Source organism: Nostoc sp. NMS7 (genome assembly GCF_017115085.1).
In the GTDB taxonomy this organism is placed as follows: domain Bacteria; phylum Cyanobacteriota; class Cyanobacteriia; order Cyanobacteriales; family Nostocaceae; genus Nostoc.
On record NZ_JABXKJ010000092.1, the window covers coordinates 1 to 26,688 of the forward strand.

Below are 26,688 nucleotides of genomic sequence, written 5' to 3' on the forward strand. Positions count from 1 at the left end.
TTGTTTTCTTGGACTAATTCTTGGATAAATTTTAATCCAGCAAAACCTCTATCCAACTATTTCACTAAAAACTAGTACAGCACGGCGGAAATAAGCAGATCATTAAATAATCTCCAAGAAGTGGTATTAAATTTTGCAGCTAGCTAATATTCACATTGCACGCTCATTCAGTCAGCGATACTTGTGTGACGTATTTCTTATTTCCATAAAATCACATAGACACTGAATACTCAACAATTACTTAGTAATCTTCATTACTAAGTAATTGTTGAGTCATCTTCATGAAATTTTAATAGACCTCTTGCAAAATTATTTTGTGGTATAATTAAAACTTTTCGTAAAAATTCAGCTCAAAATTGATACAGAAAACTTTTATTACCTCATTGGTATATTTGATTCAAAGGTAGCGCAAATTTTAAAGTTAAAAACTATACCACAAATTCTTTTTGCAAGCGGTCTAATACGAAGTTTCATAACTCCTAACTAAATTGTCAACGTCCGCCAGGTTTGTTGACCAACTATTCCATCCACACCTAAATTCTGCTGATTTTGAAAGGCTTTGACAGCAGTCTCTGTCAGTGCGCCATAAATCCCATCTACTCTAACGGCATAACCGTTAGATACTAACAGCTGTTGTAAGACTCTGACAGCAACACCAGAACTACCGAAATAAAGAGTCGGCAGTTGGCTACTAAACTTCTGGAATCGTCCTGTAGCCTTTGCACGGACTTTACCTTCAGACTGAGAATACTTCTTAGACTCACCTAAGTTAGAAGAAGCTAGTCCCGGATTCTTTTTGCTGATTTTCTTAAGTATATGTTCTTTCTCTAGTGCGATCGCACAGGGAGAAGCCTGAGAAATCTTATCTGTCTGCATGAATTCAGGTGGTGTGACTTGAGCCGTTATCTTTAACTGACTCTGTTTTAACTGGGTTACGTCATTTTCCATCTGAAATAATTGCTGCTCTGGCAAATTAGCCTCAAATGCTTGTCTTATTGTTAAGATGCTTGTCATCATCAGGCCAATTTCAGTCATTGTAGTTCAATTTACTTTAACCAATATTTCTTTTAACCTACAACATTGCTGCTGTCCGGGATAGTGCATCTTGACCAAATAAAAAAGTCAATCGCTGATTACGAAGAGTTGTAAATACTGAAAAAATTTTTACCTTTTCTCATCTCGCCATAAAGCAATACCGCCTAATAAACCAGTGATATTGGGGATGAGTTTGACATTTAATGGTAGCTGGAAATTCACTCTCACAGCTTCCCCACCGCCAATGTAAAGGTAATCATAATTGAACAGATGTTCCAAGGATGTGATCGCTTTTTCTAAACGCTTATTCCATCTTTTCTCACCAATTTTTTCTAACTCTGCACGCCCCAACTGCTGCTCGAAAGTCTGGCCTTTGCGAAACGGATGATGCCCCATTTCCATATTCGGCACGAGTTTACCATCCACAAATAAAGCCGAACCAAACCCCGTACCCAGAGTAATCACCAATTCTACACCTTTAAGAGCGATCGCCCCAAGTCCCTGCATATCTGCATCATTAATTACCCGTACAGGCTTGTTTAAGTGTTTTAATAATGCTGTTTCCAAATCAAATCCGATCCAATCTGGATGTAAGTTTACGGCTGTTTCCGTGACTCCATACTTTACCACACCGGGAAAACCAACCGAAACGCGATCAAATTCACCTTGAGCGGCTGCCAACACAACAATTGCATTAATTACAACTTCTGGTGTTGCCGGTTGGGGTGTATCTAAACGCGCTCTTTGCGTTACAGGATTCCCCGTAATATCCAAAACCATAGCCTTAACGCCACTACCGCCAATATCAACCGATAGGGTAAGAATCGATCCATTTTCTCCAACCATTGAGTTACATCCTTCTTAGTGCTTGCTTGCTGCTTGTTACTTCGTTATTATGCTCTGCTGCATCTGATAATATGCAGATGTTTGGAGAGTCTTCACATTGAGGGGGAGTAGGGGAGGGATTGACACGTTTTACTCAAAGTTAAAAATACAATATTATTAGATGCGGGAAAGCATCAAGATTTGCTAATGTAGGAATAATGGAAATAGTGCTGGCGTAGCTGCTTAAAATCTAGCAAGCAGCAAATTTCTATTAAAACTAATATAAGAGAAAGAATTATGACGGCCTTTGAACCCAAGAGCCTCCGCTCTTATAGTCAAGAAGATGTACACCAAATTTTGCACTTAGCGATCGCTCGTCAAGCTGATGATAAAGACACAGAATTTTCTTATGAGCAGATATTAGAAATTGGTGCTGAGTTAGAAATTTCACCTGAGTCTTTAAAATTAGCAGAACGTGATTGGTTAGTACAACAAGGCCAAGTGCAACAGCGAAAAGCTTTTGATGCCTACCGCATCAGAAAATTTCAGAAGCGTCTAGGCAATTATACAATTTTAAATGGATTTTTGATACTAGCTGATTTAATCACTGGCGGCGGAATTTCTTGGTCGCTGTACATTTTATTATTCTGCGGATTGCCTGTAGGGCTGGATGTCTGGAATACCTTTCAAACCAAAGGCGAAGAGTATGAAATGGCATTCCAGAAGTGGAGCCGTAATCATCAAATTAAGAAAACCATCAGCACAGTTTTGAATAAGTGGTTTAAGGCATTACAGGCTTAGGAGATTTGCTTGCCTAAGCGTACCCTTATTTCTTAAGCAAGCTACGGTCTATGGAGGTATGGCTCAAGTTTTGCCTAGCAGTGTTTGTGTAAAATGGTATGACATGAGTATTCATTTAAGTTTTTCGTGAGCAGCCAAAATAATTTTTTCGGTTTCTTCCCAGCCAATACATTTATCAGTTACAGAAATACCATATTTTAATTCTTCTTGTTTACCAGTAATTGGTTGACTACCTTCATACAAATGCGATTCCAGCATCATTCCAACTATTGATGTGTTGCCATCCAGTATTTGCTGAACAATATTTTCTAAGACAGCACCTTGTAATTTGTAATCTTTATTGGTATTGCCGTGGCTACAGTCAATCACAATTCTCGGTGGTAAATTTGCCTGTTTTAATTTATCTTCTACCAGTTTGACATTTGCTGGATCAAAGTTTGGCTGACTACCACCCCTTAAAATTACGTGGCCGTAGGTATTACCTTTAGTTTGAAAGACGCTAACCTGTCCGTTTTGATTAATTCCGAGAAAATTATGGGGGTTTCTAGCTGATTGTAGGGCATTCAAAGCTACTTGAATATTGCCATCAGTACCGTTTTTAAAACCCACAGGCATCGAAAGCCCACTTGCCATTTCGCGGTGAGTTTGTGATTCGGTCGTGCGTGCTCCAATGGCAGACCATGTAATCAGTTCACTAATGTATTGAGGGATGATTGGATCTAGTGCTTCTGTACCAGCAGGTAATCCCAACTCTGTAATTTTTAATAATAGATCCCGTGCAATTAGTAAACCATTCTCTACATGGAAAGAATCATCCATATCTGGATCGTTAATTAACCCTTTCCAGCCTACGGTTGTTCTTGGTTTTTCAAAGTATACTCGCATAATTAGTCGCAGGTTATCCTGGACTCGCTCGGCCAATATTTTCAACTTCTCAGAATATTCGAGTGCTGCTTTTGGGTCGTGGATTGAGCATGGCCCAACTACTATAAATTTTCGGCGATCCTGAAAATCCAAGATATCTTCTATTTCCTGCCGATATGCTAAAACTCTTTGTTCAGCTAATTGTGTTAAAGGTAATTTTGATTTGACTTCATTGGGAGTTAACAAAACGCGATCGTTCTCAATGTTAGCGTTGTCGATATTACTGTTAGCGTTGTCGATATTACTATTAAATAATTTCTTGTGCATGGGGATGCTCTGGCAATTTTCTATCCGCACTTCAACTCAAGAGTGTAACACAAACCCATCAAATTTTAAAATAGCCGGAAATAGCCTGTTTTCTCCTTGACAAATTTCTCATTAGACTGTATGTCAGTAAGATAATAACTGAAAAAGGGAGAAAATATTCCCCCTTTTTCTTTATTATTGGACTACTGACTCAGTGCAAGTATATATCATTACTGCCATACAAACACTTTAGCTTCGTATGGACCCAAGTCAATTATAATGCCATCATCACCAGCTTCTACATCATAATTGGCTGTCCATTCGTGCCATGTACCAGGGCTAGCAAAGTTAGGAATATGATAGCCAGCTAGGAAGTTTTCTGAGAAATTTGCGATTACGACTACACGAGAACCTTCATCATTCCAACGAGTATAAGCTAATACTTTTGCTTCGGGATTTTCGTGGATAAAATCAATATTTTCTGTGTAGAGGGCATGATTATTTTTACGCAGGTTGGTTAAGCCTTTGTATGAATCAAATAAACTACGATTTAGATCATTACCTAACAGCGTCCAATCAATTTTAGATGATTCAGGTTGTTTAGGTTTATATTCCCCAAATTCCTCTCCCATCCAAATCAAAGGTACGCCAACAGCAGTCATTAGGATGGCTACTCCTAATTTAGCCCGTCTAAAAGCTTCTTCGTTAAAAATCTCACGGTTTCCCAATTCAACCATGACATGGTTATGGTCGTGGTTGGTGAGGTAATTTATTACATTTGTTGCACCCAAGAAACCTTGGCGCTTGCAGTCAATGACATCTTTTAGACGCTCTAAATCAAATGTATCGCCGCAGATATGTTCTAGAATGCAGTGATAGAAACTGTCATGCCAGCAAGCATCCATTGGCCCATCTAGATTGGTAATGCTGGTATTTTCAGGAATATGTTCCGCAATGTTGTAAAAAGGCTTCATGCTAGCAGCTTTTTTGGCTTCTTGAACAATCCAGTACATGAAATCGTAGTTAGCAATTTGCCTTGCTGCATCATAGCGAATACCATCAAGATGATATTCCTGAATCCAGAAACGGATTGTATCACCAATAAATTTCCGCGCTGGATGAATCTCTAATTTTTCGTCATAATGTTCATAATTAAACTCAGGTCCCCAGTTATTATCAGGGTCACGAGGTTCGTGATGATACCAATAATCGTGGTCAATTTGTGTTAACGGAGCAGATGCTTCTGAATGGTTATAAATCCCGTCAATGATTATACGAATGCCTCTGCCATGACACTCGTCAATCAATTTTTTCAACTCAGCAGTAGAACCATAACTAGATTCTGTCGCAAAAAAGTGACGGGGGTTATAACCCCAACTATAATCACCAGGATATTCTTTAAGTGGCATCAACTCAATAGCGTTGATTCCGAGTTCACACAAATAATCTAACTTTTCAATAACATGTTTGTACTTGCCTCGGGCATAAGGATCATCTTCGCCACCAGAAAAGTCACCGACATGCAATTCATAAATTACCAATTCCCGGTCAGCAGGTAAAGGTTTATCATCATGTTGCCAAACATAGGTATCAGTAATCCTTTTACCATCTTTGACCCGGATAACACCATCATCTTTTCCACTTTGTTCATCAATATCAGTTGCATAAGGATCTGTGACATCAACCCATTGTTCTGGTTCAAAAAACCATGAATTAGTCTGAACGCGGAATTTATATTTATAAACGCCGTCTTCTAGTTCAACACTTGTCCGAAAATAACCATCATCACCTTTTTCCATTGGAATTTCTTGCCAATCAGAAAAAGAAGCAATTAATGCGGCTCCTTTGTTGTAAGGTGCAAATAAATTAAATTCAATTGGCTTTGCCATAGAAGTGTTTCTAATATTAAGGGTTGATAGGAATATTCTCTAATGCTAAATTAAATTTGCAAATCGCTCTAGAGAAAGAATTAGATAAGTACTGCTTCTATCTTCAGGAATAATTTATGAATTATTTATAAAACTTAACTAGGTTATTTTGATTTTTGGTTTTTTCCAGCATTTATTAATTGACTAATATACAGATTTACTGTAATGACGATTGTGACTATAAAATTACTAATTTTAAAATGCTATTACATACAACTGCAAAAATTCAGTAAATAAATCAATAGTTTTTTATTAAACTATAATACAGCAGATATTCGGTAAAAATAGGATATTATTTGCCAAATATCTCCTGATAAGATTACTCAATTTTGTCGTTAAGTAGGTAGACAAGAATCAATCAATCCAACTATGCTACGCGATGTAAAATTAATTAAAGGTTTGTAGTAATAGCTTCAGCCCTGACTACAAACCTTTAATTATTCGTACCCACCTACTTAGTTTGTCGCAGATAACTTAACAACCAATTCGCCGCCGTCGCCCTGCGAGTTTGCCGAGGCCCAAATTCACCAATTTTATAACCTTTGAAACCCAGTTTTTCTTTTAGCATTTGTTTATTTTCAGCAGGAATGGAACGAGTCAACTTCACTGTTGCGGGGCGAGATTCAATGAAATCTGGTGGTTGTGGATACTCATTCTGCCATTCTGGTGCAACTTGGCTAGTGTCCCATTGTGCAGTTGATGAGTGATAGCGATAGCCTAAATAATGCCATAGCAACTGGTTAACTGTGGCATCATCCAGTTTCTCGTCAAGAATTGCCCAAATTGTTTCTGTATTGAGTGGTGGCAGGTTAGACATAAACAATTCAAAATTCCAAGTGGAAAAACTGACTACTGATTAAATTACAGCAGTTTTCAGGTATTTAGGCTACGACAGATATGGGGAATAGGCAGAAATGTTGAATGCTGATACAAAACTTTACATTGTTAGTTACACTAAGTCTTAAAAGCTTAAATTAGTCAACGAAAATCGGCGGGAATCCCATCCCAACAAGAGGGGTGTCCGGGATAGCCGCCGGCCTTTCCATTGTCATTAGTTATTAGTCATTAGTCATTAGTCATTGGTACTAATGACTAATGACTCGAAATCCTTCGGGTTCAAGCCGGGGGATGAGTTAACAAAACATCATCTCCTCAAACCAATGAACATAACTGATTTTCTGATAAATACAAGATTGTAAATAGCGGAATTTATCTAATAGCGTATGTCCTCATTGTGCAGGAATAGATAAAAGCTGTAAAATCAAATAAGCTATGAAACTAACGTAAATTTGTCTGGTGATACCATTGAAATTTTTAGTAATTAACTTGTCAAGTTTTAAGTGTATCTTTAAAAACTTCCACAAATATTTTGTTTCGGGAGTTGTCGAGAGCGATCGCACCGAGAACGCCGCAGGCATCGCAAGCAGCGCAACACAGCAATAAATCAGCATTTAAAACCGAGGGGGATGAGTAGGAATACTCATCCCCCAACTTTTGGAAATTTCCCAGTTTCACTAAGTTACAGTGAACGTGTATTATGATGGGCGCTAAACTGTCATTTGTCATTTGTCTTTTTTTCAACCTAATGACCAATGCCCCATACCCAATGACAATAATTAACAGTTGTGTCCCAAGTTGTTTTAGAAAACGTTTATAAAAGTTTTTCCTCGCGTCAAGGGGAAAGTGTGACCTCACAAACTCAATCTTCCCTCACGCCTGGGGAGAAAACTGATACAGCGCCAGAGCGTGCGGGAAGTGTCAACGTCTTGCGGCGGATTAACCTGACGATCGCAGATGGGGAATTTATGGTGCTGGTTGGTCCTTCTGGTTGTGGTAAAAGCACCCTGTTAAGGTTAATCGCCGGGTTAGAAGTGATGACTGGAGGGAATATTTGGGTAGGCGATCGCTTGATCAATGACCTACCACCCAAGGAACGCGACATCGCAATGGTGTTTCAAAATTACGCCCTCTATCCTCACATGACGGTGTATGACAACATCGCCTTTGGGTTACGCCGTAGGCAATTGGGCAATAGGGAAAATCAGCATTCCCCACTCCCCAACTGGGGAGAAAATCTTTTTGTGGGGGCAACAAGAAAGTTACCTAAAGGACTCCGTTATATTTCTGACAAAGAGCGGGCGGTGGATGAGCAGGTACGTAGTGTTGCTCAACTGTTGCAAATCGAAACATTGTTGAATCGCTTACCCAAACAGCTTTCTGGGGGACAAAGACAACGGGTTGCATTGGGAAGGGCGATCGCGCGTGACCCGGAAGTATTTTTAATGGATGAGCCACTTTCTAACTTAGATGCCAAACTGCGGGCAGAAACTCGCGCCCAGATTGTCAAATTGCAGCGCCAATTGGGGACAACGACAATTTACGTCACCCATGATCAAACAGAAGCGATGACAATGGGCGATCGCATTGCAATTATGTCTGAGGGTAAAATTCAGCAAGTTGCTTCTCCCCTAGAACTTTACAACCGCCCTGCCAACCTTTTTGTAGCAGAGTTCATTGGTTCACCACCGATGAATTTTATTCCTGTAGAATTTCATGCGCCGCAGTTAATTACCTATTCCCAGTTTCGTTTCACCCTTCCACAAATCTGGGGAAATGCCCTACAAAAATATGATCGGAAAACTCTAATTTTAGGTATTCGCCCAGAACATTTAAACTTGAGTATGCCTGCCACGAAAAATCTCCCAGTGCAGGTAGATTTGGTAGAGAATCTCGGCAACGATTCCTTTCTCGCTGTTAAGATTGCCGAACCGGGATCTCAACCTACTACTACAGCTAATTACCTACAAGTGCGAATACCACCAGACCGATTTGTACAAGCTGGTGAGCAACTATGGTTATCACTAACTCCAGAGAAAATTCACTTTTTTGATCCAGAAACTGAGTTAGCGATATTTCCCTAGAATCAATCAAATTAGCTCTAAGATTGATTGCAAGACATCCTACAGCACTTGGTTATCTACTGTAAACTATCAACAAAAAGAATTCGTTATGGCTTAAGCAAAACATAAATTTAAGTATAAATTATTATAAGTATAGATCAATGTTTGAAAAATATCATATTTTAGTTGGCGATCGCTAAAATTAAGTACCCAGAAACCGATTAACACGAGATAATAATAAACTCACACTACCCTTGGCTGTTATCCCATCAACCATTACAGAACTTGTTCTGACTTGGTTTAGGTAATTCACTTCCCAGCCACAGGGTCGAATTTTGCAAGTAGTTCTGAACCAAATTATGAAAACATCTACCGAATTGCTAGCCCGCCTGGAGTATTATTACCAGCAAATCAAAACAATCATTCTGACTCGGCAGAATCCGATTACTGGTTTACTACCTGCGAGTACAGCGATTACAGCCCACGGCGATTATACTGATGCCTGGGTACGAGACAACGTTTACAGCATTTTGGCAGTTTGGGGTTTAGGACTTGCATACCGTAAGATTGACGACGACAAAGGACGCACTTATGAACTAGAACACAGTGTGATCAAACTGATGCGCGGGTTGCTATTTGCAATGATGCGACAGGCTTATAAAGTAGAGACATTTAAACATACTCAGTCGCTACTGGATGGACTGCACGCTAAATATAATACCGCGACTGGCGATATTGTTGTTGGTGATGACGAATGGGGACATTTGCAACTGGATGCCACATCTATATTTTTACTAATGTTGGCGCAGATGACCGCAGCCGGATTGCAAATAATTTATACGATTGATGAAGTGAATTTCGTCCAAAATTTGGTTTACTACATTGGACGAGCTTACCGCACCCCAGATTATGGCATTTGGGAACGTGGTAATAAAATTAATCGTGGTAGTGCTGAGTTAAACGCTAGTTCCGTAGGTATGGCAAAAGCTGCTTTAGAAGCTATCAACGGACTCGATTTATTTGGTGTGCGTGGTAGTCAAGCATCGGTGATTCATGTGCTGCCAGATGAAATTGCCCGCGCCCGGATTACTTTAGAATCACTATTACCGAGAGAATCTGGTTCCAAAGAAATTGATGCGGCGCTGTTAAGTATTATTAGTTATCCTGCCTTTGCAGTGGAAGATTTGGAATTACGCGATCGCACCTTTAACGATATTATCAATAAACTGGCAGGTAAATACGGCTGCAAACGTTTTCTGCGTGATGGACACCAAACCGTTTTAGAAGATCATCAACGCTTACACTACGAACCGTGGGAACTTAAGCAATTTGAACATATTGAATGCGAATGGCCGTTATTTTTCACTTATTTAGTTCTAGATGGATTATTTCGCGGCGAGCAAGAGCAAGTTAAAAAATACCAAGAGCTTTTAGAATCATTACTTATAGAACAAGATGGTTTGCGTTTATTACCAGAACTTTATTATGTTCCAGCCGAAAACATAGAAGCAGAAAAATTAGCACCCCAAACGCAACCACGTTTACCCAATGAAAACATTCCCTTAGTGTGGGCGCAGAGTTTATATTTTCTCAGTGAAATGTTGAGTGAAGGGTTAGTGGCGGTTGGTGATATTGACCCTTTAGGAAGATATTTGTGTGTGGGAAAACAGCGCGAGGCATTGGTTCAAATTGCTTTCTTAGCAGAAGATGAAGATTTACAGACAAAACTAGAAGTTCACGGGATTGAGACACAAACGCCTACCCAAGTAGAACCGATTCAGGTGAGAAAAGCTGAAGAATTTTCCGCTATTTATACCCAAATTGGAAGTAACAATAAACTTGGTTTAACTGGGCGTCCAGCGCGGCGGTTGCGGAGTTTAACAACATCTAGAATCTTTCGGATTCGCGGTGAAACAATTGTATTTCTGCCTTCATTTTCCGACTCTCAACAGTTTTACTTAACCCTTGATTACCATTTTCTGCTAGATCAAATTAGAAGCGAACTAGCTTACATTCAAAAATATTGGAACGATTTAGGGCGTCCTACTCTGACTTTAATGTTGACGCATACCATGTTAGAAATTGGTTCTGAGGCATTACTAGAATTAATGCAAGAACTGAAAAATGGTGTTTGTAACGGTGTGCGGGTGAAATTAGGGCGGCTAAATCAGCTAATGCTGACATCTGGAATCCAAAGAATTGATTTTCTCCCAAATGCAGAATTTTCGCGATCGCCAGTGAAAAATGCTAGCCCACGTTGCTATTATTTGGCTTATCATCCTGAGAAAAACTGGCGCTTAGGAAATACCCAAGAATTTCAAATGGAATGCGAAACCAACTTTGGGTTATTACTTTCTTATTTGCGCTCATCAGAGAATATCTACGAGCAAATTGAGTTATTGCAAACTTTAACTCGCTTGCAGGGAATGCAATTTGATACGGGGTACGGTGAACCAGGATATCCCGTCACCGTAGCTGATTTACTAGATGAAGTTTACACCAAAGCTGGAGATTTAGCTATTTGGGCAGTAGTACGCCAGGCTGCGGGGTTACGGCTTATGGTTGATATCAGCCTATCAGATGCAGTGACGAGTATTTTGGTACGGGGTAAGCAAATTGCTGTGGGTAAAGCTTACAGTGAAGCGTCCTTGATTACCGTACCCATGTCCCATAATGAAATTGCCGATAAAATTAATCATTTTTGTCGTGAAGATATACGCGATCGCGTCCTCACTCAAGAGATTTTAATCTATCTTGGTATCTTAATTCGTTCAGAATCCGAACTATTTCAAGGACTACTAACGCTGAGAGTCGGCTATCTGATCTTATTGATTACCAGCGAACTAGCGCGGGAATTGTATGTCACTCAAGATGAAGCTTATGATCACTTAATGCAACTTTCACCCTTTGAAGTGAAAATGCGCTTGCGTCAGGTATTAACTGGATATACAGGTATGAGTAACCTGTTGCGCCAGCAAGAATCACTGCACGTCAAGCAAAAAGAAAGTGATATTGCTTGGGTGGTGTCACCAGCAATAGAAGAAGAAATACAAGTAATACCAGGCGGTTGGCGGCGGTTTCGCCAAGCCGAGGGTGCGACGGGACGCGTACCAAAAGAATTTTTTCAGCAAGTTTGGCTATTAATGCAACATTGCAAGGGTCTAGTAATTGGCGATAAACTAGAGCGCCGCAATCGTTTAGATAGTGAGATAATGTTGTCAGAAATGACAGCAGGTGAAAGAAATTTTGCTCTCTTGGTTGAGCATTTGCTGAATAAAATCGAAGCTCCAGAATATCGCCAAGTTAATATTGAAGCATTAAGAGAATTAGCTGCGATCGCTGCCAATAATCCCAACTTGCAAATAGAAGGATATATAGTATTAGATGTGTTAATTGGTCATGCAGTACGATTGGCATGGTTAGAAAACCATACTCATCGCAGCGATCGCTATGATGAGGATAAAGCTAGTGCGTGGCGATCGTTTTACAATACTTCTCCTAGAGATTGCGTTAGTTATATTTTAAAGGCTTTCCGCTTTTTAACAGAGTTTGTGAAAGATTTTTAAACGCAGAGGAACGCAAAGGAAACCGCAGAGGATGAGAGAGAATGAGTTGAGTGAGGTGATTATTGGTTGTGCGATGAGGGTGCATACTGCTTTGGGGCTTGGTTTGTTGGAATCGGCTTATGAGGTGTGCTTGGATTACGAGTTGAACGAAGCCGGATTGAATGTTGGTAAGCAAATTCCATTACCTTTGGTTTACCAAAATGTGCAATTGGAATGCGTTTATCGATTAGATTTGATAGTCGAAAACCAAGTAATTGTAGAAATTAAGTCTGTAGAATCCTTGAACCCGATTCACTCCGTTCAACTCCTAACCTATCTCAAACTAGCAAACTGCAAACTAGGACTTATGATCAACTTTAACGTCCTCCACCTCAAAGAAGGAATCAAACGCGTAGCCAACAACCTCTAACTCTTCCTCTGCGTTCCTCTGCGTTTCCCTCCGCGTTCCTCTGCGTTTCAAAAAAATATCCCCCACCTCAGATTCCAAAAGCAGGGGTTTTATTAAATCTACTTAACAGAAACAGCATCAACATCAATCGTGCTTGCAGTGGAGGTAGAACCCTCACTAGTATTGGGTACTTCACTAGCCACATCACCCTTACGAGCTTTCCAGCCTTCAATCACTAGTCCAGATACCTCACTAACTAGTAAAGTCAAAAGGAAAACATCATCAATCTGTCCCACAACGGGTAGAAAATCTGGGACAATATCGATTGGGCTAACCAAGTAAACCAACGTTCCTAAAATTACCCACCAACGGTACTTGGGGTTACGAAGCAAATTGCCATACCAAGTGTAAAGTGATTGGATTGAAAATTTCATATTTTGAACCTCCAGTTATCTTTCATTTTGACAAATTATCCTAAAAACTCCCGGTGGGAATAACCGCCCTAGTTAGTCTGGAAGACGCTACTGGTAATCTGTCACCAATACCCAATGCTTACACCGTCTTTTTAGGTTTTCGAGAAATTTATATTTTGGAAGTCCCTCATTTTGCATTAATCTCTAGAATTAAAATGCTTTAGCATATTTGCTCTAGTCATGGAGGGAGGAAACTTAAACAGTGGATATTTTAGATTTGTTTTATAAGGGCGGACCAGCGATGTGGCCTTTGCTGGTTCTCTCGATTCTGTCTTTGAGTGTGATTTTCGAGCGTTTGTGGTTCTGGTTGCGAATGTTGACTCAGGAAAAGCAAATAGTCAATCGCATCCTGGATGCTGCCCAAGATAATTGGGAAGTAGCTGCGGACATTGCTAGCAGGGCAAGCCATCAGCCTGTGGGGCGTTTTCTCTACGCCCCTCTACGCTTTGCTAAAACTGATGCGGAAACCTTTCGATTAGCACTGGAAGCTACCGCCGAAGATGAATTGGCTGGAATGCGGCGGGGCGAAAAACTTTTAGAAGCCGTGATTGCCCTAGCGCCACTGCTGGGATTGTTAGGCACGGTTTTGGGTTTAATCCGCGCTTTGCGATCGATTCGGATTGGGGATTTAGGAACTGAATCTACGGCTGGGGTGACAACTGGTATTGGTGAATCACTGATTGCTACGGCAACTGGGTTAATAGTTGCCATCATTAGTTTGGCATTTTACCGCCTATTTCAAAGTTTTGTAGTTAACCAAGTCAAAGTTTTTCGGAAGGCAGGGAATGAGATGGAATTGCTCTACCGCCAGTCTCCGCCTGATTTTAGTAATAGAACATCAGCAATTGTGCCAGAAAATTTCACTCCACCCCGCAAGCCAGGAAAGACTAAGTTTTCTGAAACTCCTGAACCCCCGAATGCACCTAATTAATAGTCAAGAATTCAACCCCAAAACCAGGTGTTAGAGTGAGACGATGAAAGTTAATCTACATACTCCAATTGAAGAAGTCCAAGTTCAAATCATCCCTTTAATTGATGTTGTTTTTTGTATCCTGACGTTTTTTTTGTTAGCAGCTTTACAATTTACGCGGCAACAGGCAATAAATGTTGATTTGCCTAAAGCCAGCCCCAGTTCAGTATCTGGAATCACCTCACAGAGTGGAAGTCTGATTGTAACTATCGATGCCGTTGGCAATACTTATATAGAAAAACAGCCTGTAAAACGGGAGGATTTGCGACAAAGCTTAAAACAGTATTTCCAACAAAATCCCAGTGCCATTGTGGTGCTGAATGCTTCCCGGACAGCAACTTACAATGATGTGATTGAGACATTGGATTTGCTCCGGCAAGTAGGGGGCGATCGCGTTTCTTTGGGAATTATTCCTGGCCCATCTCAACCACCCACAGACTCACTCAAGGAGCCGGCTGTTCCGTCATTCCCAATCAATCCTGGTGCATCAACACTTCCAGGTATCAATCCCGAAGGGAATCTTACCCCTAATTTTCCCTTAGCACCTAATTCCGTACCCTTCCCGACGGTAACTGGTCAACCTACAACTCGGCAAGGCATCAGTCCGATCAATCCTGGTATTTCTAACCCACCAGCATCCCCAGCCCCTGTAGCACCCAAACAAACCCAACCTACTCTTAAAAAATGAGATCGGGAGCAGGGGAGAATTAGATCCCCACTCCCCTTCAAGCTTTTTCCCAAACCTAAAGATATCTAAAATAAAATTCGGTTAGATAAAAATTTCCTGCTAATTTATAGATAATTGGTTGAGCTTTAAAGATTTTTCCAGCGATAAACTAAAGTAATTTATCACCAATTGCCATTCACGTTTCAGGGGTTGTGGCATGAATATCATGACGCTTTTAATTGTTTGGGTAGTAACAGCTATCAGCCTGTTGATAATTAGCAAATTACCTCTGGGAGTTGAAATTGACACTCCAGGTAAAGCTTTCCTTTCGGCGGCAGTGCTTGGTATCGTCACAGCAATAGTCAGACCGATTTTAAGCCTCGTTTTTGCAGTACCAAATTTACTCACATTGGATTTACTATCCAGTATTTTCACATTTATGATTGCCGTGGTTTGTTTTAGTATTGCTGCTTGGTTAGTAGACGGCTTTTACTTACGTTACGGCATTTGGAGTGCTGTTATCGGAGCATTTACGCTGACTATAATTAACAGCTTAATCTACAGATTATTAGGCGTATAAAGTTAAAAATTAGGAGTTAAGAGTTAAGAGTTAAGAGTTATTAACAATTCCTCACTCAGAACTCCTAACTCATCACTTTCATCTCCTAACTATTCGTTGGAACTTGGGGGAGCAACTGGGGTAGTTGATTGTTGTTTACGTTGCTCGCGTTTTTTGCGATCGGCTGAGAGCATATCTGCCATCACTACCAGTGCTTGCGCCATCTTGTCTAGATTAGAACGGTATAGCTCCAAATCCTTGTTGAGTTTGTCATCAGAGAGGTGCAAGCCAGCAGCGATCGCTTTCAGCGCCTCAGTGAGTTGTTTTTCATCTTTGACTAATTCCGGATCTGACAGTTCTAATAACGAAAATACACCAATTGCAAACAAACGGTTGTATTTAAAGTTAGGATTGTTGGCGATCGCTTGCAGGTGTCCTTGCAAGTCAGCATCTCGATCTAAATGAGTAGTTTGACCTAGCCACGCAATTAAATCTTTAACTGGCAAACCTTTAGCTACAGTTTGCAATCTTTCGGCATCCTGTCGATAGCGTTGCGGATCGTTTTCTATAGCCCGACATAGGGCATTAAAAATTGATTCTTGATCACGTTCTGGTTGATAGCCCTCCATGAAGCGGTCAAAGGTAGTGACGACACCCAAGGCATAAATCGGATTGTAGCTAAAATCGATATTTACTGACAGCAGATGCATTTCCACCATCAATTCTTCTACTACCCGACGATAAATAGTGTTGATCGGACGGGTGTGAAGATTGTAGAAAGTTCGCTTTGTATCAGAGACAGTACGGACGTTATTCACAAAGAAAAAGAGAATGTTAAGGGCGACGTATCTTTATTTTCACGCTTAAAGGCTAGTTTGCCAAGTTAAGCTTTTAGCTGGTGACGGTTTCATTTACAATATAGACAAATCAGAAGTATTTTATCAGCTGCTAGAGACAGGGGATAAGACCATTTACCCTGAAAAACTAGCCAAAAATTATTATCCTTTAATGATTCGTTTATCGCATTTATGAACTTCTCGCCACAGTTAATTGCTTTAGGTGAGTACCTAGCTGGTGAATTTGATAATCGAGAACAAGCGATCGCAGATCCAGTTTGGTATGTCCACCTCCGGCTGTGGCAAAGACCAGTTAATCTGTTCATAGAAGATAGCATCACCTTGTTTGCCGAACAGGCTAGCGTTATTAGCCTAGATCAACCTTACCGCCAGCGAATTATCCGGTTGCGTCAGAGGAGCAACTCTGATGCATCTCTGGAAGTACAATACTATATGCCTCAAGATCCAGGTGCATTAAGAGGCGCAAGTCATAACCCTGCTCTACTGAACACACTGACACCCGAACAATTAGATTTACTACCAGGTTGTATCCTAACAGTTACCCAGAAAACACTAGCTGGCGATCGCTATCAGTTTACCGCTACCCCACCACCAGAGACTCGTTGCAGCTTTACTTATCTTGGTAATATCGTCTATGTTTCTTTGGGATTTGAAGCTACTGCGGCAGAATTTCACAGCTACGACAAAGGAATTGATCCAGTAACTAAAAAAGCAACTTGGGGAGCGATTATGGGGCCTTATCGTTACACCAAGCGAAATCAGTATTCAATAAGATAAAGATATGAGTCATAAGTTATAAGTTTTGAATTAACTCCTCACTCCTCACTCTTAACTTTTAACTTGTTTCTTAGCTGGCAATCCTACGAGGTACACCTTCTAAAGCTTCCTCTTCTGTTTCAAAGATTTCAAAGACAGTATCCATCATCGTCACTTCAAACACAAGCTTGGCTTCTGGATGTACATTCGAGATGCGGAAACTGCCCTTGACTTTATCAGCATCACGCATTCCAGCTACCAAAGAGGTAAGACCGGAACTATCAATAAAATTTACCAGAGCCAGATTTACAACTACATGGCAGCTGAGTTTGGAAATACACTCTTGTAACTTCAGGCGAAATTGCCAAGCAGTGGTGATATCTAGGCGACCTGCTGGCGTCAGAACAATAACGGTGTTTCCATCTTGGGTTGTGTAACTTTTTTGGTCTATATGAATCACTAAAGCCCTCCCCGTGGCATTCCTTTTCAGATTAACTAGTTACAGAATTTTCTAATGCTGTCACTTGAGATTAACAAGCTCTAGCTAAAATTGTCACCTTTTTCTTTTAGGTGCTTACCTTTAGTAGTTTAACTCACCAAAATAGTGCTGAGTAGCAATTTTTAATGGGGAGTGGGGAGTGGGCTTGCCGTGAGCGTAGCCGAATGGGAATGGCGGGACAAGGGGGACAAGGGGGAATTATTGAACAAGTCTCTCTTTTGTCTCCCCCCTCTTCCTGTCTCCCTTGTCTCTTCTTCATGCCCGATGCCCGATTTTCAAGTCACTATTGAGGTGGTGTCCAGTTGATCCAATCTTGGGGCTTGAGGAAGGTTTCATATAACTCGGCTTCAGGGGAATTGGGTTCTGGCTGATAGCCGTATTCCCAACGCACTAAGGGAGGTAGGGACATGAGAATTGATTCGGTGCGCCCATTGGTTTGTAGACCAAAAATGGTGCCTCGGTCATAAACCAAGTTAAATTCTACATACCGTCCCCGGCGGTAGAGTTGAAAATTCCGTTGGCGATCGCCATACTCTATCCCATGTCGTCGTTCTACAATTGGTACGTAGGCTGGTAAAAATGACTTACCACAGTCTTGCACAAAGGCAAACAAATCTTCCCAATTGCGGGTTGCGGGTGTTCCCACCTGGTTGCTATAGATAGCCGCTTCCCCATTGGGATTCGGCCCGCGATATAAAGCACCCTCACCATCTTGGTAATCAAAAAACAGACCACCGACACCCCGTGTCTCATCACGATGTTTGAGGTAAAAATATTCATCACACCACCGCTTAAACACCGGGTAATACTCTGGGTGGTGTTGGTCACAAGCCTGCTTTAATGTTTTATGTAAATGTGCCGCATCTTCAGCAAAGGGGTAATAAGGTGTCAAGTCAATGCCACCACCAAACCACCAAACTGGCCCCGCTTCAAAATAGCGATAATTTAGATGAACTGTGGGCACGTAAGGATTGTGAGGATGTAATACCATTGAAGTGCCTATGGCATAAAAGCCATGCCCTGCTGCTTCCGGGCGTTGGGTTAAAATTGAGGGCGGCAAATGCTCTCCCCAAACTTCCGAAAAACCTACACCTGCTTGTTCAAAGATTGCACCATCACGCAGAATACGCGATCGCCCTCCACCCCCTTCTGGGCGTTCCCAACTGTCTTCAATAAACTTGCTCACACCATCCAGGTTTTCCAGCCTTTGACTAATTTCGTCTTGTAACTGTTGCATAAACTGGCGGACTCTAGTTTGAGCGTCAGATGCTGGCAAAGACTTGGATGATGCTGCTACAGTTGGTGTTTGCGAGTTGGTCAACATAGATTCCCGAACCTAAATTACAAATTCCAGAAAGCCACAAATTTCTTATCTTAAAATTTGGGTGAAACACGCACCAACAATCAAGCTCTATTTGCCCAACCTGCTTTTTTGTTACTGGTTAAGCATTTATACGATTGATGGGCATCACTAGAGTTATTTTCCCTCAAATGCGTATACGCTTGTATATTGACTGAGCTTTTTTTTAATTTTTAATGGGAATATTTTAGTATAAACACTAGACTTTAGTCGTAACCTTGAAATATCAACGGTTTGACTATCCGGCTCAAAACTTATTTGCCATATTCCTATATTGGCTGTTGGCATCTTTGCCGAATCAAGGCTTGCTAAGTTTAGGGCATTTTTGAGAAAGTTTTAATTTAGGGGTTGAGCGTAGTTGCACACCATACCAGAGTTACCAGAAACAGTCTAGCGAGGAGGATTAGGAAAATGCAAGGTTGGTTATCCAAATTCATCCACCGCAAACGTCGTCGGTTTTGCGCTTCTCTGGTGCGGACGTATCGAGAGATTAGTTCTGCTTCTGTAGATGAACTGTGGCAAAAAGTCGCTGATTTAACAGATGTTTCCTGGCATCCACTACTTAAGAGTACTAATGTGCCCTACGGATTAGTACCCAAACCAGGATTGATTTTTCAAGCTGTAACACGCTTTTCGCCAATTCCCATTCGGATTTTTGTGGAACGCGTCAATCCTAGAGAGATGCTGAGTATCCGAGTGCTGGCGATTCCTGGGATAGAGGAACGTGTGACTTATCAAGTAGAGTCAACGGTTTGTGGTACTTGTCTGTCTTATTCTGTAACGCTACGGGGTTGGTTATCGCCCCTGATTTGGTCTTTATCCCGTCCTTATGCCGACCGCGTAGCACGGTCTTTAGTCGAGGCAGTAGAAAAAACGGCATTGTCAACTGTATCTGGGAAGAAAAAATCCCTTAATGACAGTTGTTTTGATTTTTAGAATCCCTAAAGAAAGTTAAGATTCTATTAGGTGATAATGCAATTTGCTAAGTTTTGTTAGGGCAGTCACAGTGAAAACACTAACCTCACCTTGCTCAAGAAAGCATCCAGTTAATAGCTAAGATGTTCGCCACGAGTGTATTTCATCATTTTCAATTTTTAATTTTGAATTTTTATGTACGATGTCCTCGATTCTCGCTCTGTCTTAGAAGTGTTGCGACCAGTGGAAGACCCAGAACTCCGCAAAAGTCTGGTAGAACTGAATATGATTCGCAACGTGAAAATTGACGATGGTAAGGTTAGTTTCACCTTGGTGTTGACCACTCCTGCCTGTCCTTTACGTGAATTTATCGTTCAAGACTGTCAGAAAGCTGTCAAAAAACTCCCAGGCGTTACAGATGTCAGCATAGAAGTGACGGCAGAAACACCGCAGCAAAAAAGTTTACATGACCGCACTGGTATTTCTGGAGTTAAAAATATCATTGCTGTTTCCAGTGGCAAAGGTGGCGTTGGTAAAAGTACGGTGGCGGTGAATGTAGCAGTGGCTTTAGCTCAAACTGGGGCGAAAGTTGGCTTGCTAGATGCTGATATTTACGGACCTAATGACCCGACCATGCTGGGTCTAGCTGATGCCCAAATTGCCGTGCGTTCCACTGAAAAAGGTGACATTCTGGAACCTGCTTTTAATCACGGCGTCAAATTAGTTTCAATGGGCTTTTTGATTGACCGAGATCAACCAGTAATTTGGCGGGGGCCTATGCTCAATGGTGTAATTCGTCAGTTTCTCTATCAAGTTGAATGGGGAGAACTGGACTATTTGATTGTAGATATGCCACCAGGAACCGGAGATGCTCAGTTAACTTTAACCCAAGCAGTGTCGATGGCAGGGGCAGTAATTGTCACTACGCCGCAAACTGTAGCCTTGTTAGATTCTCGCAAGGGATTGCGGATGTTCCAGCAGATGAATGTCCCGGTATTGGGAATCGTGGAAAATATGAGCTATTTTATACCCCCCGATCAGCCGGATAAGCAGTATGACATCTTTGGTTCCGGTGGTGGCTCCAAAACAGCCGCCGAATTGGGAGTGCCACTGTTGGGGTGTGTACCCCTAGAGATTTCCACGCGAGTTGGTGGTGACAGTGGTGTGCCAATAGTTGTTGGCGAACCAGATTCAGCTTCGGCAAAAGCATTAACAGCGATCGCTCTTACCATTGCTGGTAAAGTATCAGTTGCTGCTTTGACATAATAAATTGGGGCATGGGGCATAGGGTATAGGGCATCGAAGATTAGGGGACTTCCAAATAAAAAAATATCCCAAAACTGACGCAAAAACCCTCTCTATTTCTCCTCTGTGTGTGTCTGGAGTGGTAGCCTACGGCAAGCCCTTCTCTACGAGAGGCTGCGCCAACGGGTTCGGGGGTGACGCTCGTTCGCCCTTGGCGTCTCCCCTTCTCTACGAGACGCTACGCGAAGGGAGAAGACTCGCTAACGCTGCGCTAACGACGGGAACCGCCTTCTCTACGAGAGGCTTTGTTAACGCGCAGCGTCTCGCAGAGAAGACTGCGACCCCCTCACAGCTTTGCGTCTACGTTTATTTGGATAATTTATTTCTTGGAAATCTCTAGGAAAATGAGGGAGCAGGAGACGAAAAACTATTAATTATTGACCCAATGCCCAATGCCCAATGCCCAATGCCCAATGCCCAATGCCCAATGCCCAAAACTTAAAAAAGTCTAAACTGGCACAATGTTGTTAAAACGATCGGTCCCCAAAATTCGCTGGAAGTCTTGGGTTAAGCCCTGGCAGTCTGTAGATTGGCTACTATTTTGTTTGCCGATAGCTATCAGCATCTTTGGAGGCATGATGATCCTCAGTACGGAACTGAAGCAGCCAGTAACTGACTGGTGGTGGCACTGGATGGTAGCGGCTATCGGCGTAGTCATAGCCCTATTTTTATCTCGCACCCGTTACGAAATCTTGATGCAGTGGCACTGGGTAACATACGCACTGACGAACTTCAGCTTAATCGCTGTGATGATTGCTGGTACTAGCGCCAAAGGGGCGCAGCGATGGATTAGTATCGCTGGCTTTAACGTTCAACCCTCAGAATTTGCCAAAGTCGGGATGATCATCACCTTAGCAGCTTTGCTACACAGGCGTAGTGCTGACAGTATCGAAGGTGTTTTCCGCGTTCTGGCAATTACTTCTATACCTTGGGGATTAGTATTTTTGCAGCCAGATTTAGCAACATCACTGGTATTTGGTGCGATCGTTTTAGGAATGCTTTACTGGGCAAATGCTAACCCAGGCTGGTTAATTCTGATGATTTCTCCTGTGGTTGCCGCAATTTTGTTTAGTATATCTTGGCCTTTAGCAGAGCCGATAGTTTTATTTAAAGGATTATCTTTTGGGCCATTAGCTTTTGGACCATTAGGGCTAATTTGGTCAGTGGCGATGGCGATTGTGGGCTGGCGAACTCTCCCCTGGCATCGATTTAGTTTCGGCGCGATTAGTGCATGGAGTCTCAATATCTTGGGTGGGGAATTAGGGATCTTCGCCTGGAACCATATTTTGAAAGACTATCAAAAAAAACGGCTAAATGTATTCATAGACCCCGATCACGATCCCCTCGGTGCTGGGTATCACTTAATCCAATCTCGTATTGCTATTGGTGGTGGTGAAATTTGGGGATGGGGTCTGTTCAAGGGGCCTATGACGCAACTTAATTTCGTACCGGAACAGCATACAGACTTTATTTTCTCCGCAGTGGGGGAAGAATTCGGTTTTTTTGGTTGTTTGGTAGTGCTGTTTGTCTTCTGCTTAATTTGCTTACGTCTACTGCATATTGCCCAAACCGCCAAAGATAACTTTGGTTCGTTGTTGGCTATTGGCGTTTTTTCCATGATCATGTTTCAGGTGATTGTGAACGTTGGTATGACTGTAGGTTTAGCGCCTGTGGCAGGAATTCCTCTACCTTGGATGAGTTATGGGCGTTCTGCCATGCTGACTAACTTCATTTCCTTGGGAATAGTTGAATCAGTAGCAAATTTTCGACAAAGACAAAAGTATTATTGATGAAGTAGTCATTAGTCATTAGTCATTGGTCATTGGTCATTAGTCAAAGATACAAGAGTTTTTGGTACATACCTCGTCCTGCAACGCTTACGTGGGCGAAAAAAACTTTGTCTTTCATCGGAGTAATTCAAACCACGTTAAAGAGTGGGTGTGGTATCTCAAGGACTTTCTTACTAATAACTAATGACTAATGACTCTCACGTTGCGGTTTGATTCGCCATTTGTCCTTTGCAAATGACCAATGACCAACGACCAATGAGTATTAACAAGTATTAAGCTATTAAAAGGAAACAAGCGAGGCTAAAAACATGATCCTGCCTGGAGCAACTGTTCGCGTCAACAATCCCGCAGATACCTATTATCGGTACGAAGGACTCGTGCAACGGGTAAGTGATGGCAAAGTAGCCGTATTATTTGAAGGTGGTAACTGGGATAAATTAGTTACCTTCCGTCTGAGCGAATTGTCACTCGTAGAAACCACTGCCGGACGTAAAAAAGCCAAATAAGATTAGTCATTAGTCATTTGTCCGTTGTCATTTGACAAAAACTAATGACTAATGACTTTTACGGGTGATGCCTCCGGCACGCTAAGGGCGAACGCCAGTCACTCATGGGGGAAACCCCCAGACGCTCGCGGACTCGCTAACGCTGCGCTATCGCCCTTGGCGTCTCCCCTTGGGAGAAGACCGCGCTGGCTCACCAATGACTAATGACTAAATTACCATGCGCCTCCCCCTACCACAGTTTGCTACTGGCGATCGCCATCCCAATCACATTGCGGAGGTGATTGAAACTACTACTACTGAATTTTTAGCCCAGTGTTTGGAACCAAAAGATTTGAGCTTTCCCTCGATGCCACCCTTTGGTAGTTGGGTTTGTTCTGTAGATGAAGAATCTGGCAATCAAATTTATGCTGTAGTGTATTATGCCACAACTATGCCGATAGATTCAGTACACCGGGCGAGAGCTTTGGGGTTATCTTTGCAAGACTTACGGGAGGAACAACCCCAAATATTTGCCATGCTCAGAACAGAATTCCGGGCTGCGATCGTGGGATTTGAGCAGTCTTCTCAGAATCAAGGTTATAACCAAAGAATATATCAGTATCTACCACCCCGTCCGCCACAAATTCATCAAGCCGTTTATCGGTGCGAACCAGAAGCGATCGTTAAATTTACTGAAGAACTAGATTTTTTGCGGACACTGCTTTGTATTAATGGTGCCCCAATAGAGTCTTTGACCGCAGCTGCAATTCGAGATGTCTACCAGTTACGCAAAGCTGACCGAGAATGGCTAATTAAAGCTGGACGTAACTTGAGTGTGCTACTTAAAGACGACTACGATCGCTTGCGGTTCATTCTGAGTCAAATCCACCCGTAGATAGTTAGTTCTCAGACAATTGCCTAGTTAGTGTAAATTAAGATTTCTGATTTTTCGTCAGGTGGCTTCTCCATTTAGCAATCAGGCGATCAGCCCAAGGTAATCGCAGTTTTCCCATAGCCCCTTCAATTCCTACCTATGGAACTCATATCACAAGTTCTTGTTCTGGAACCAACTTCCCAAGTTCTTGGCAAGGAACCAATTGTTCCCTTTGCTATTTTGCTGGTGGTGATCTTAGTTATACCGATCATATTTGAGCGCCTAAGATTACCAGCATTAGTGGGTTTGGTTTTCTCAGGGCTAGTACTTGGGCCTTCAGGCTGGAATCTATTTCAGTCTGACTCGCCGATGATTAACCTGCTATCAGACATTGGGTTAATTTACTTGCTGTTTGTCGCTGGTCTAGAAGTTGATCTAGAAAAGTTCCGCCGCCAGAAAAGTCGTGCTTTTGGATTTGCTAGCTTGACTTTCAGTATACCCCTAGTGATGGGAACCTTAGTAGGGCTGATTTTAGGCTATGGCTGGAATATATCAATCTTAATTGGCTCTTTATTCGCTTCCTATACCCTTTTGGCATATCCGATAATCAGCCGTTTGGGAGTAGTAAATAACGAAGCTGTTAGCGTCACCATTGGAGCGACAATTTTTACAGATATTGGCGCAGTGCTGATCTTAGCCCTTTGTGTAGCTGTCGCTGATGCTGGAGCTTTCAGCTTTGCTAAACTACTCACCTTATCGGGTTGGTTAATTATTTACTCTGTTGCCGTTGTCACAGGCTTTGATTGGGCAGGCAAAGAATTTTTCAAGCGGTCTGGAGACGACGAAGGAAACAAGTTTTTGTTTGTGTTGCTTTCTGTGTTTCTGGCGGCTGTGGGCGCTCAATTGATGGGGATAGAAAAAATTGTTGGTGCTTTTTTAGCGGGTTTGGCGGTGAATGAAGCTGTAGGTGATGGCCCAGTCAAAGAAAAGGTGGTATTTATTGGCAGTGTGCTATTCATTCCCATTTTCTTTGTTCACCTGGGCTTACTGATCAATCTACCCGCTTTTGTGAACAACCTGGACACGCTGAAGTTAACACTGTTGATGATAGTCGGTTTGATTGTCAGCAAATTGATTGCAGCTTTGTTCACAAAACTGGTTTACCGCTATAAGTGGCAAGAAATGCTCACGATGTGGTCGCTGTCACTTCCCCAGGTTGGTACAACTTTAGCAGCAACCTTAGTGGGATATCGGGCTGGGTTGCTGCCACTAGAAGTATTACACAGTGTGATTATCTTAATGCTTGTCACATCAACCTTGGGGCCTCTGATGACCAGTCGAATAGGTGTTGGTTTGAATTCCTCACCAGCCGAAGATCCAACACCACCCCTACTTGAACAGAACGCATCAGAGACAAACAGTGCTTTTACTATAGTCGTACCTGTGTATAATCCTCAGACCCAGCAGTATTTGATTGAAATGGCGGCGTTATTAGCGCGTCAGTGTCAGGGTAAAATTATACCCCTAGCGATCGCTGCTGCTGCTGCTCACATGGATGCACCCCAGTTAGAAACGTCTCTACAACGGAGTGAGGGGTTATTAACCAAAGCCACGGCACACAGTCGAATATTGGGCGTGGCCGCAGAACCAATGCTGCGAATTGATGATGCCTTTGCTCAAGGAATTAGCAGAGCAGCTCGTGAACAAAAGGCTAATTTAATTGTTATGGGTTGGGGTAAACGGACTGGATTACGAGCGCGTTTATTTGGGAATGTAATTGATGGTGTGCTTTGGGCATCCCATTGTCCAGTCGCGGTGACACGTCTAGTAGAATCACCGAAAAAAATTCAGCGCATCTTAGTACCAGTAGAAAATTTAACAACACCGACATTACAGCCTGTGCTATTTGCCCAGATGTTGGCAGAGGCAAATCAGAGCCACATTACTGTGCTGAATGTGTGCGATCGCCGCACTAGTTCTAGTAAAATTGCTTGGAGGCGATCGCATCTCTCCCTATTGGTATCTAAATTAGCTTTGGCCAATACCCCAGAAATTCAAATTATCGCTCATGAAAATGTTGCTCAAGCAATTTTGCAGGCAGCACGATTATATGATTTAGTCGTTTTACCTTTTATACGTAATCGTACCAGTCCTGGAGGGTTCGCCATTAGCGATGTCACAACCCAGTTAGCCAGACAAATCAACTGCTCCATTGTCATGCTTGGAGAACCGCAACGCACTCAAACCACAAATGTAGTTATGTCAAACACGATTACCAGCATTACATCTGCTGTATGATTGAGTGGATTTGGACTGGGACGCCGAATAGCCCGCACTTCGGCAAGTAGCTCAGGGCATCAAAACCTCACCCTCGCTTTACCCAAGGGTAAATATTTCCCTCTCCGAACTCACGGAGAGGGACAGGTGAAAGCGTAGCAGAACCAGGGTGAGGTTTTTCAAGATTTTTGGGTAATTCGAGGACTTGTGTTTACACCGTAGCCTTTTAGAGGAGAGGAATGGAATCGGGGTTTTACAGCAGAAATGATGTCTTTGAACCACATCTGT

24 protein-coding genes and 1 pseudogene are annotated in these 26,688 nt (G+C 42.1%); 14 read left to right on the forward strand and 11 right to left on the reverse strand.

The window, feature by feature from the left end:
- Window positions 1-483: 483 nt before the first annotated feature.
- Both HWQ38_RS09345 and HWQ38_RS09350 read right to left on the reverse strand, forming a co-directional pair.
- Entirely contained in the window at window positions 484-1,035 is a 552-nt protein-coding gene (locus HWQ38_RS09345; RefSeq protein WP_292792543.1) for a peptidoglycan-binding domain-containing protein, read from the reverse strand.
- A gap of 129 nt (window positions 1,036-1,164) precedes the next feature.
- On the reverse strand, window positions 1,165-1,881 hold the full coding sequence (locus HWQ38_RS09350; protein ID WP_292792545.1) for an ROK family protein: 717 nt from the start codon (window positions 1,879-1,881) through the stop codon (window positions 1,165-1,167).
- A gap of 276 nt (window positions 1,882-2,157) precedes the next feature.
- On the opposite strand from HWQ38_RS09350, the gene HWQ38_RS09355 reads away from it, so the two are divergent.
- Window positions 2,158-2,661 carry a 2TM domain-containing protein gene (locus tag HWQ38_RS09355; RefSeq protein WP_292792547.1) on the forward strand — a complete coding sequence of 168 codons (504 nt, stop codon included), beginning with the start codon at window positions 2,158-2,160 and terminating at the stop codon, window positions 2,659-2,661.
- A 111-nt stretch (window positions 2,662-2,772) separates the two neighbouring features.
- Here HWQ38_RS09355 and HWQ38_RS09360 read toward each other — a convergent pair whose 3' ends face one another.
- The 5 genes and pseudogenes from HWQ38_RS09360 to HWQ38_RS09380 all read right to left on the reverse strand — a co-directional run bounded on the left by HWQ38_RS09360 (window position 2,773) and on the right by HWQ38_RS09380 (window position 7,325).
- Complete coding sequence (locus HWQ38_RS09360; protein ID WP_292792549.1) at window positions 2,773-3,852, reverse strand: 3-deoxy-7-phosphoheptulonate synthase; 1,080 nt, start codon at window positions 3,850-3,852, stop codon at window positions 2,773-2,775.
- Window positions 3,853-4,061: 209 nt separating this feature from the next.
- The gene (locus HWQ38_RS09365) at window positions 4,062-5,720 is read right to left on the reverse strand and encodes an alpha-amylase family glycosyl hydrolase (protein ID WP_292792551.1); all 1,659 of its coding nucleotides are present in this window, start codon (window positions 5,718-5,720) and stop codon (window positions 4,062-4,064) included.
- Between the two features lie 490 nt (window positions 5,721-6,210).
- On the reverse strand, window positions 6,211-6,576 hold the full coding sequence (locus tag HWQ38_RS09370) for a DUF1823 family protein (protein ID WP_292792553.1): 366 nt from the start codon (window positions 6,574-6,576) through the stop codon (window positions 6,211-6,213).
- A 316-nt stretch (window positions 6,577-6,892) separates the two neighbouring features.
- A pseudogene (locus HWQ38_RS09375) lies at window positions 6,893-7,123 on the reverse strand (IS4 family transposase); the annotation flags it as partial.
- Window positions 7,089-7,325, reverse strand: a complete 237-nt coding sequence (locus HWQ38_RS09380) for a hypothetical protein (RefSeq protein WP_292792621.1) — start codon at window positions 7,323-7,325, stop codon at window positions 7,089-7,091. The gene HWQ38_RS09380 and the pseudogene HWQ38_RS09375, both read right to left, overlap by 35 nt.
- Before the next feature lie 59 nt (window positions 7,326-7,384).
- Here HWQ38_RS09380 and HWQ38_RS09385 point away from each other — a divergent pair, with 59 nt between their 5' ends.
- The 3 genes from HWQ38_RS09385 (at window position 7,385) to HWQ38_RS09395 (ending at window position 12,634) form a co-directional block, all read left to right on the forward strand.
- A complete protein-coding gene (locus HWQ38_RS09385; RefSeq protein WP_292792555.1) occupies window positions 7,385-8,680 on the forward strand; it encodes an ABC transporter ATP-binding protein in 1,296 nt (431 codons plus the stop codon).
- Window positions 8,681-9,018: 338 nt separating this feature from the next.
- Window positions 9,019-12,225: a glycoside hydrolase family 15 protein gene (locus HWQ38_RS09390; RefSeq protein ID WP_292792557.1), complete on the forward strand. Its 3,207-nt coding sequence runs from the start codon at window positions 9,019-9,021 to the stop codon at window positions 12,223-12,225.
- Window positions 12,226-12,256: 31 nt separating this feature from the next.
- The gene (locus HWQ38_RS09395) at window positions 12,257-12,634 is read left to right on the forward strand and encodes a GxxExxY protein (RefSeq protein WP_292792559.1); all 378 of its coding nucleotides are present in this window, start codon (window positions 12,257-12,259) and stop codon (window positions 12,632-12,634) included.
- Window positions 12,635-12,732: 98 nt separating this feature from the next.
- Here HWQ38_RS09395 and HWQ38_RS09400 read toward each other — a convergent pair whose 3' ends face one another.
- Window positions 12,733-13,047, reverse strand: coding sequence for a YkvA family protein (locus tag HWQ38_RS09400; RefSeq protein WP_292792561.1), 315 nt, complete (start codon window positions 13,045-13,047; stop codon window positions 12,733-12,735).
- 241 nt (window positions 13,048-13,288) lie between these two features.
- Here HWQ38_RS09400 and HWQ38_RS09405 point away from each other — a divergent pair, with 241 nt between their 5' ends.
- From HWQ38_RS09405 to HWQ38_RS09415, 3 genes are all read left to right on the forward strand, one after another.
- The gene (locus HWQ38_RS09405) at window positions 13,289-14,017 is read left to right on the forward strand and encodes a MotA/TolQ/ExbB proton channel family protein (protein ID WP_292792563.1); all 729 of its coding nucleotides are present in this window, start codon (window positions 13,289-13,291) and stop codon (window positions 14,015-14,017) included.
- 43 nt (window positions 14,018-14,060) lie between these two features.
- Window positions 14,061-14,744 carry a biopolymer transporter ExbD gene (locus tag HWQ38_RS09410; protein ID WP_292792565.1) on the forward strand — a complete coding sequence of 228 codons (684 nt, stop codon included), beginning with the start codon at window positions 14,061-14,063 and terminating at the stop codon, window positions 14,742-14,744.
- Between the two features lie 196 nt (window positions 14,745-14,940).
- Window positions 14,941-15,303, forward strand: coding sequence for a phage holin family protein (locus HWQ38_RS09415; protein ID WP_292792567.1), 363 nt, complete (start codon window positions 14,941-14,943; stop codon window positions 15,301-15,303).
- A gap of 89 nt (window positions 15,304-15,392) precedes the next feature.
- On the opposite strand, the gene psb29 is transcribed toward HWQ38_RS09415, so the two are convergent.
- Window positions 15,393-16,100 (reverse strand): photosystem II biogenesis protein Psp29, encoded by a 708-nt coding sequence (gene psb29, locus HWQ38_RS09420; protein WP_292792569.1) that lies wholly within the window; start codon window positions 16,098-16,100, stop codon window positions 15,393-15,395.
- A gap of 210 nt (window positions 16,101-16,310) precedes the next feature.
- Between psb29 and HWQ38_RS09425 the strand changes: the two genes are divergently transcribed.
- Entirely contained in the window at window positions 16,311-16,916 is a 606-nt protein-coding gene (locus HWQ38_RS09425) for a chromophore lyase CpcT/CpeT (RefSeq protein ID WP_292792571.1), read from the forward strand.
- A gap of 70 nt (window positions 16,917-16,986) precedes the next feature.
- Here the strand turns inward: HWQ38_RS09425 and HWQ38_RS09430 are convergent, their stop codons facing one another.
- Together HWQ38_RS09430 and hemF are read right to left on the reverse strand one after the other, a co-directional pair.
- On the reverse strand, window positions 16,987-17,355 hold the full coding sequence (locus HWQ38_RS09430) for an STAS domain-containing protein (protein ID WP_292792573.1): 369 nt from the start codon (window positions 17,353-17,355) through the stop codon (window positions 16,987-16,989).
- 322 nt (window positions 17,356-17,677) lie between these two features.
- Window positions 17,678-18,718, reverse strand: coding sequence for an oxygen-dependent coproporphyrinogen oxidase (gene hemF, locus HWQ38_RS09435; protein WP_292792575.1), 1,041 nt, complete (start codon window positions 18,716-18,718; stop codon window positions 17,678-17,680).
- A gap of 447 nt (window positions 18,719-19,165) precedes the next feature.
- On the opposite strand from hemF, the gene HWQ38_RS09440 reads away from it, so the two are divergent.
- The 6 genes from HWQ38_RS09440 (at window position 19,166) to HWQ38_RS09465 (ending at window position 26,421) form a co-directional block, all read left to right on the forward strand.
- A complete protein-coding gene (locus HWQ38_RS09440; RefSeq protein ID WP_292792577.1) occupies window positions 19,166-19,690 on the forward strand; it encodes an SRPBCC family protein in 525 nt (174 codons plus the stop codon).
- 174 nt (window positions 19,691-19,864) lie between these two features.
- Window positions 19,865-20,935: an Mrp/NBP35 family ATP-binding protein gene (locus tag HWQ38_RS09445; protein WP_292792579.1), complete on the forward strand. Its 1,071-nt coding sequence runs from the start codon at window positions 19,865-19,867 to the stop codon at window positions 20,933-20,935.
- A 500-nt stretch (window positions 20,936-21,435) separates the two neighbouring features.
- Window positions 21,436-22,764, forward strand: coding sequence for a rod shape-determining protein RodA (rodA, locus tag HWQ38_RS09450; protein WP_292792581.1), 1,329 nt, complete (start codon window positions 21,436-21,438; stop codon window positions 22,762-22,764).
- 308 nt (window positions 22,765-23,072) lie between these two features.
- Window positions 23,073-23,270, forward strand: coding sequence for an NAD(P)H dehydrogenase subunit NdhS (locus tag HWQ38_RS09455; RefSeq protein ID WP_292792583.1), 198 nt, complete (start codon window positions 23,073-23,075; stop codon window positions 23,268-23,270).
- A 217-nt stretch (window positions 23,271-23,487) separates the two neighbouring features.
- A complete protein-coding gene (locus tag HWQ38_RS09460; RefSeq protein ID WP_292792585.1) occupies window positions 23,488-24,144 on the forward strand; it encodes an HAS-barrel domain-containing protein in 657 nt (218 codons plus the stop codon).
- 138 nt (window positions 24,145-24,282) lie between these two features.
- Window positions 24,283-26,421, forward strand: coding sequence for a cation:proton antiporter (locus tag HWQ38_RS09465; protein WP_292792587.1), 2,139 nt, complete (start codon window positions 24,283-24,285; stop codon window positions 26,419-26,421).
- The last annotated feature ends 267 nt before the right edge of the window (window positions 26,422-26,688 follow it).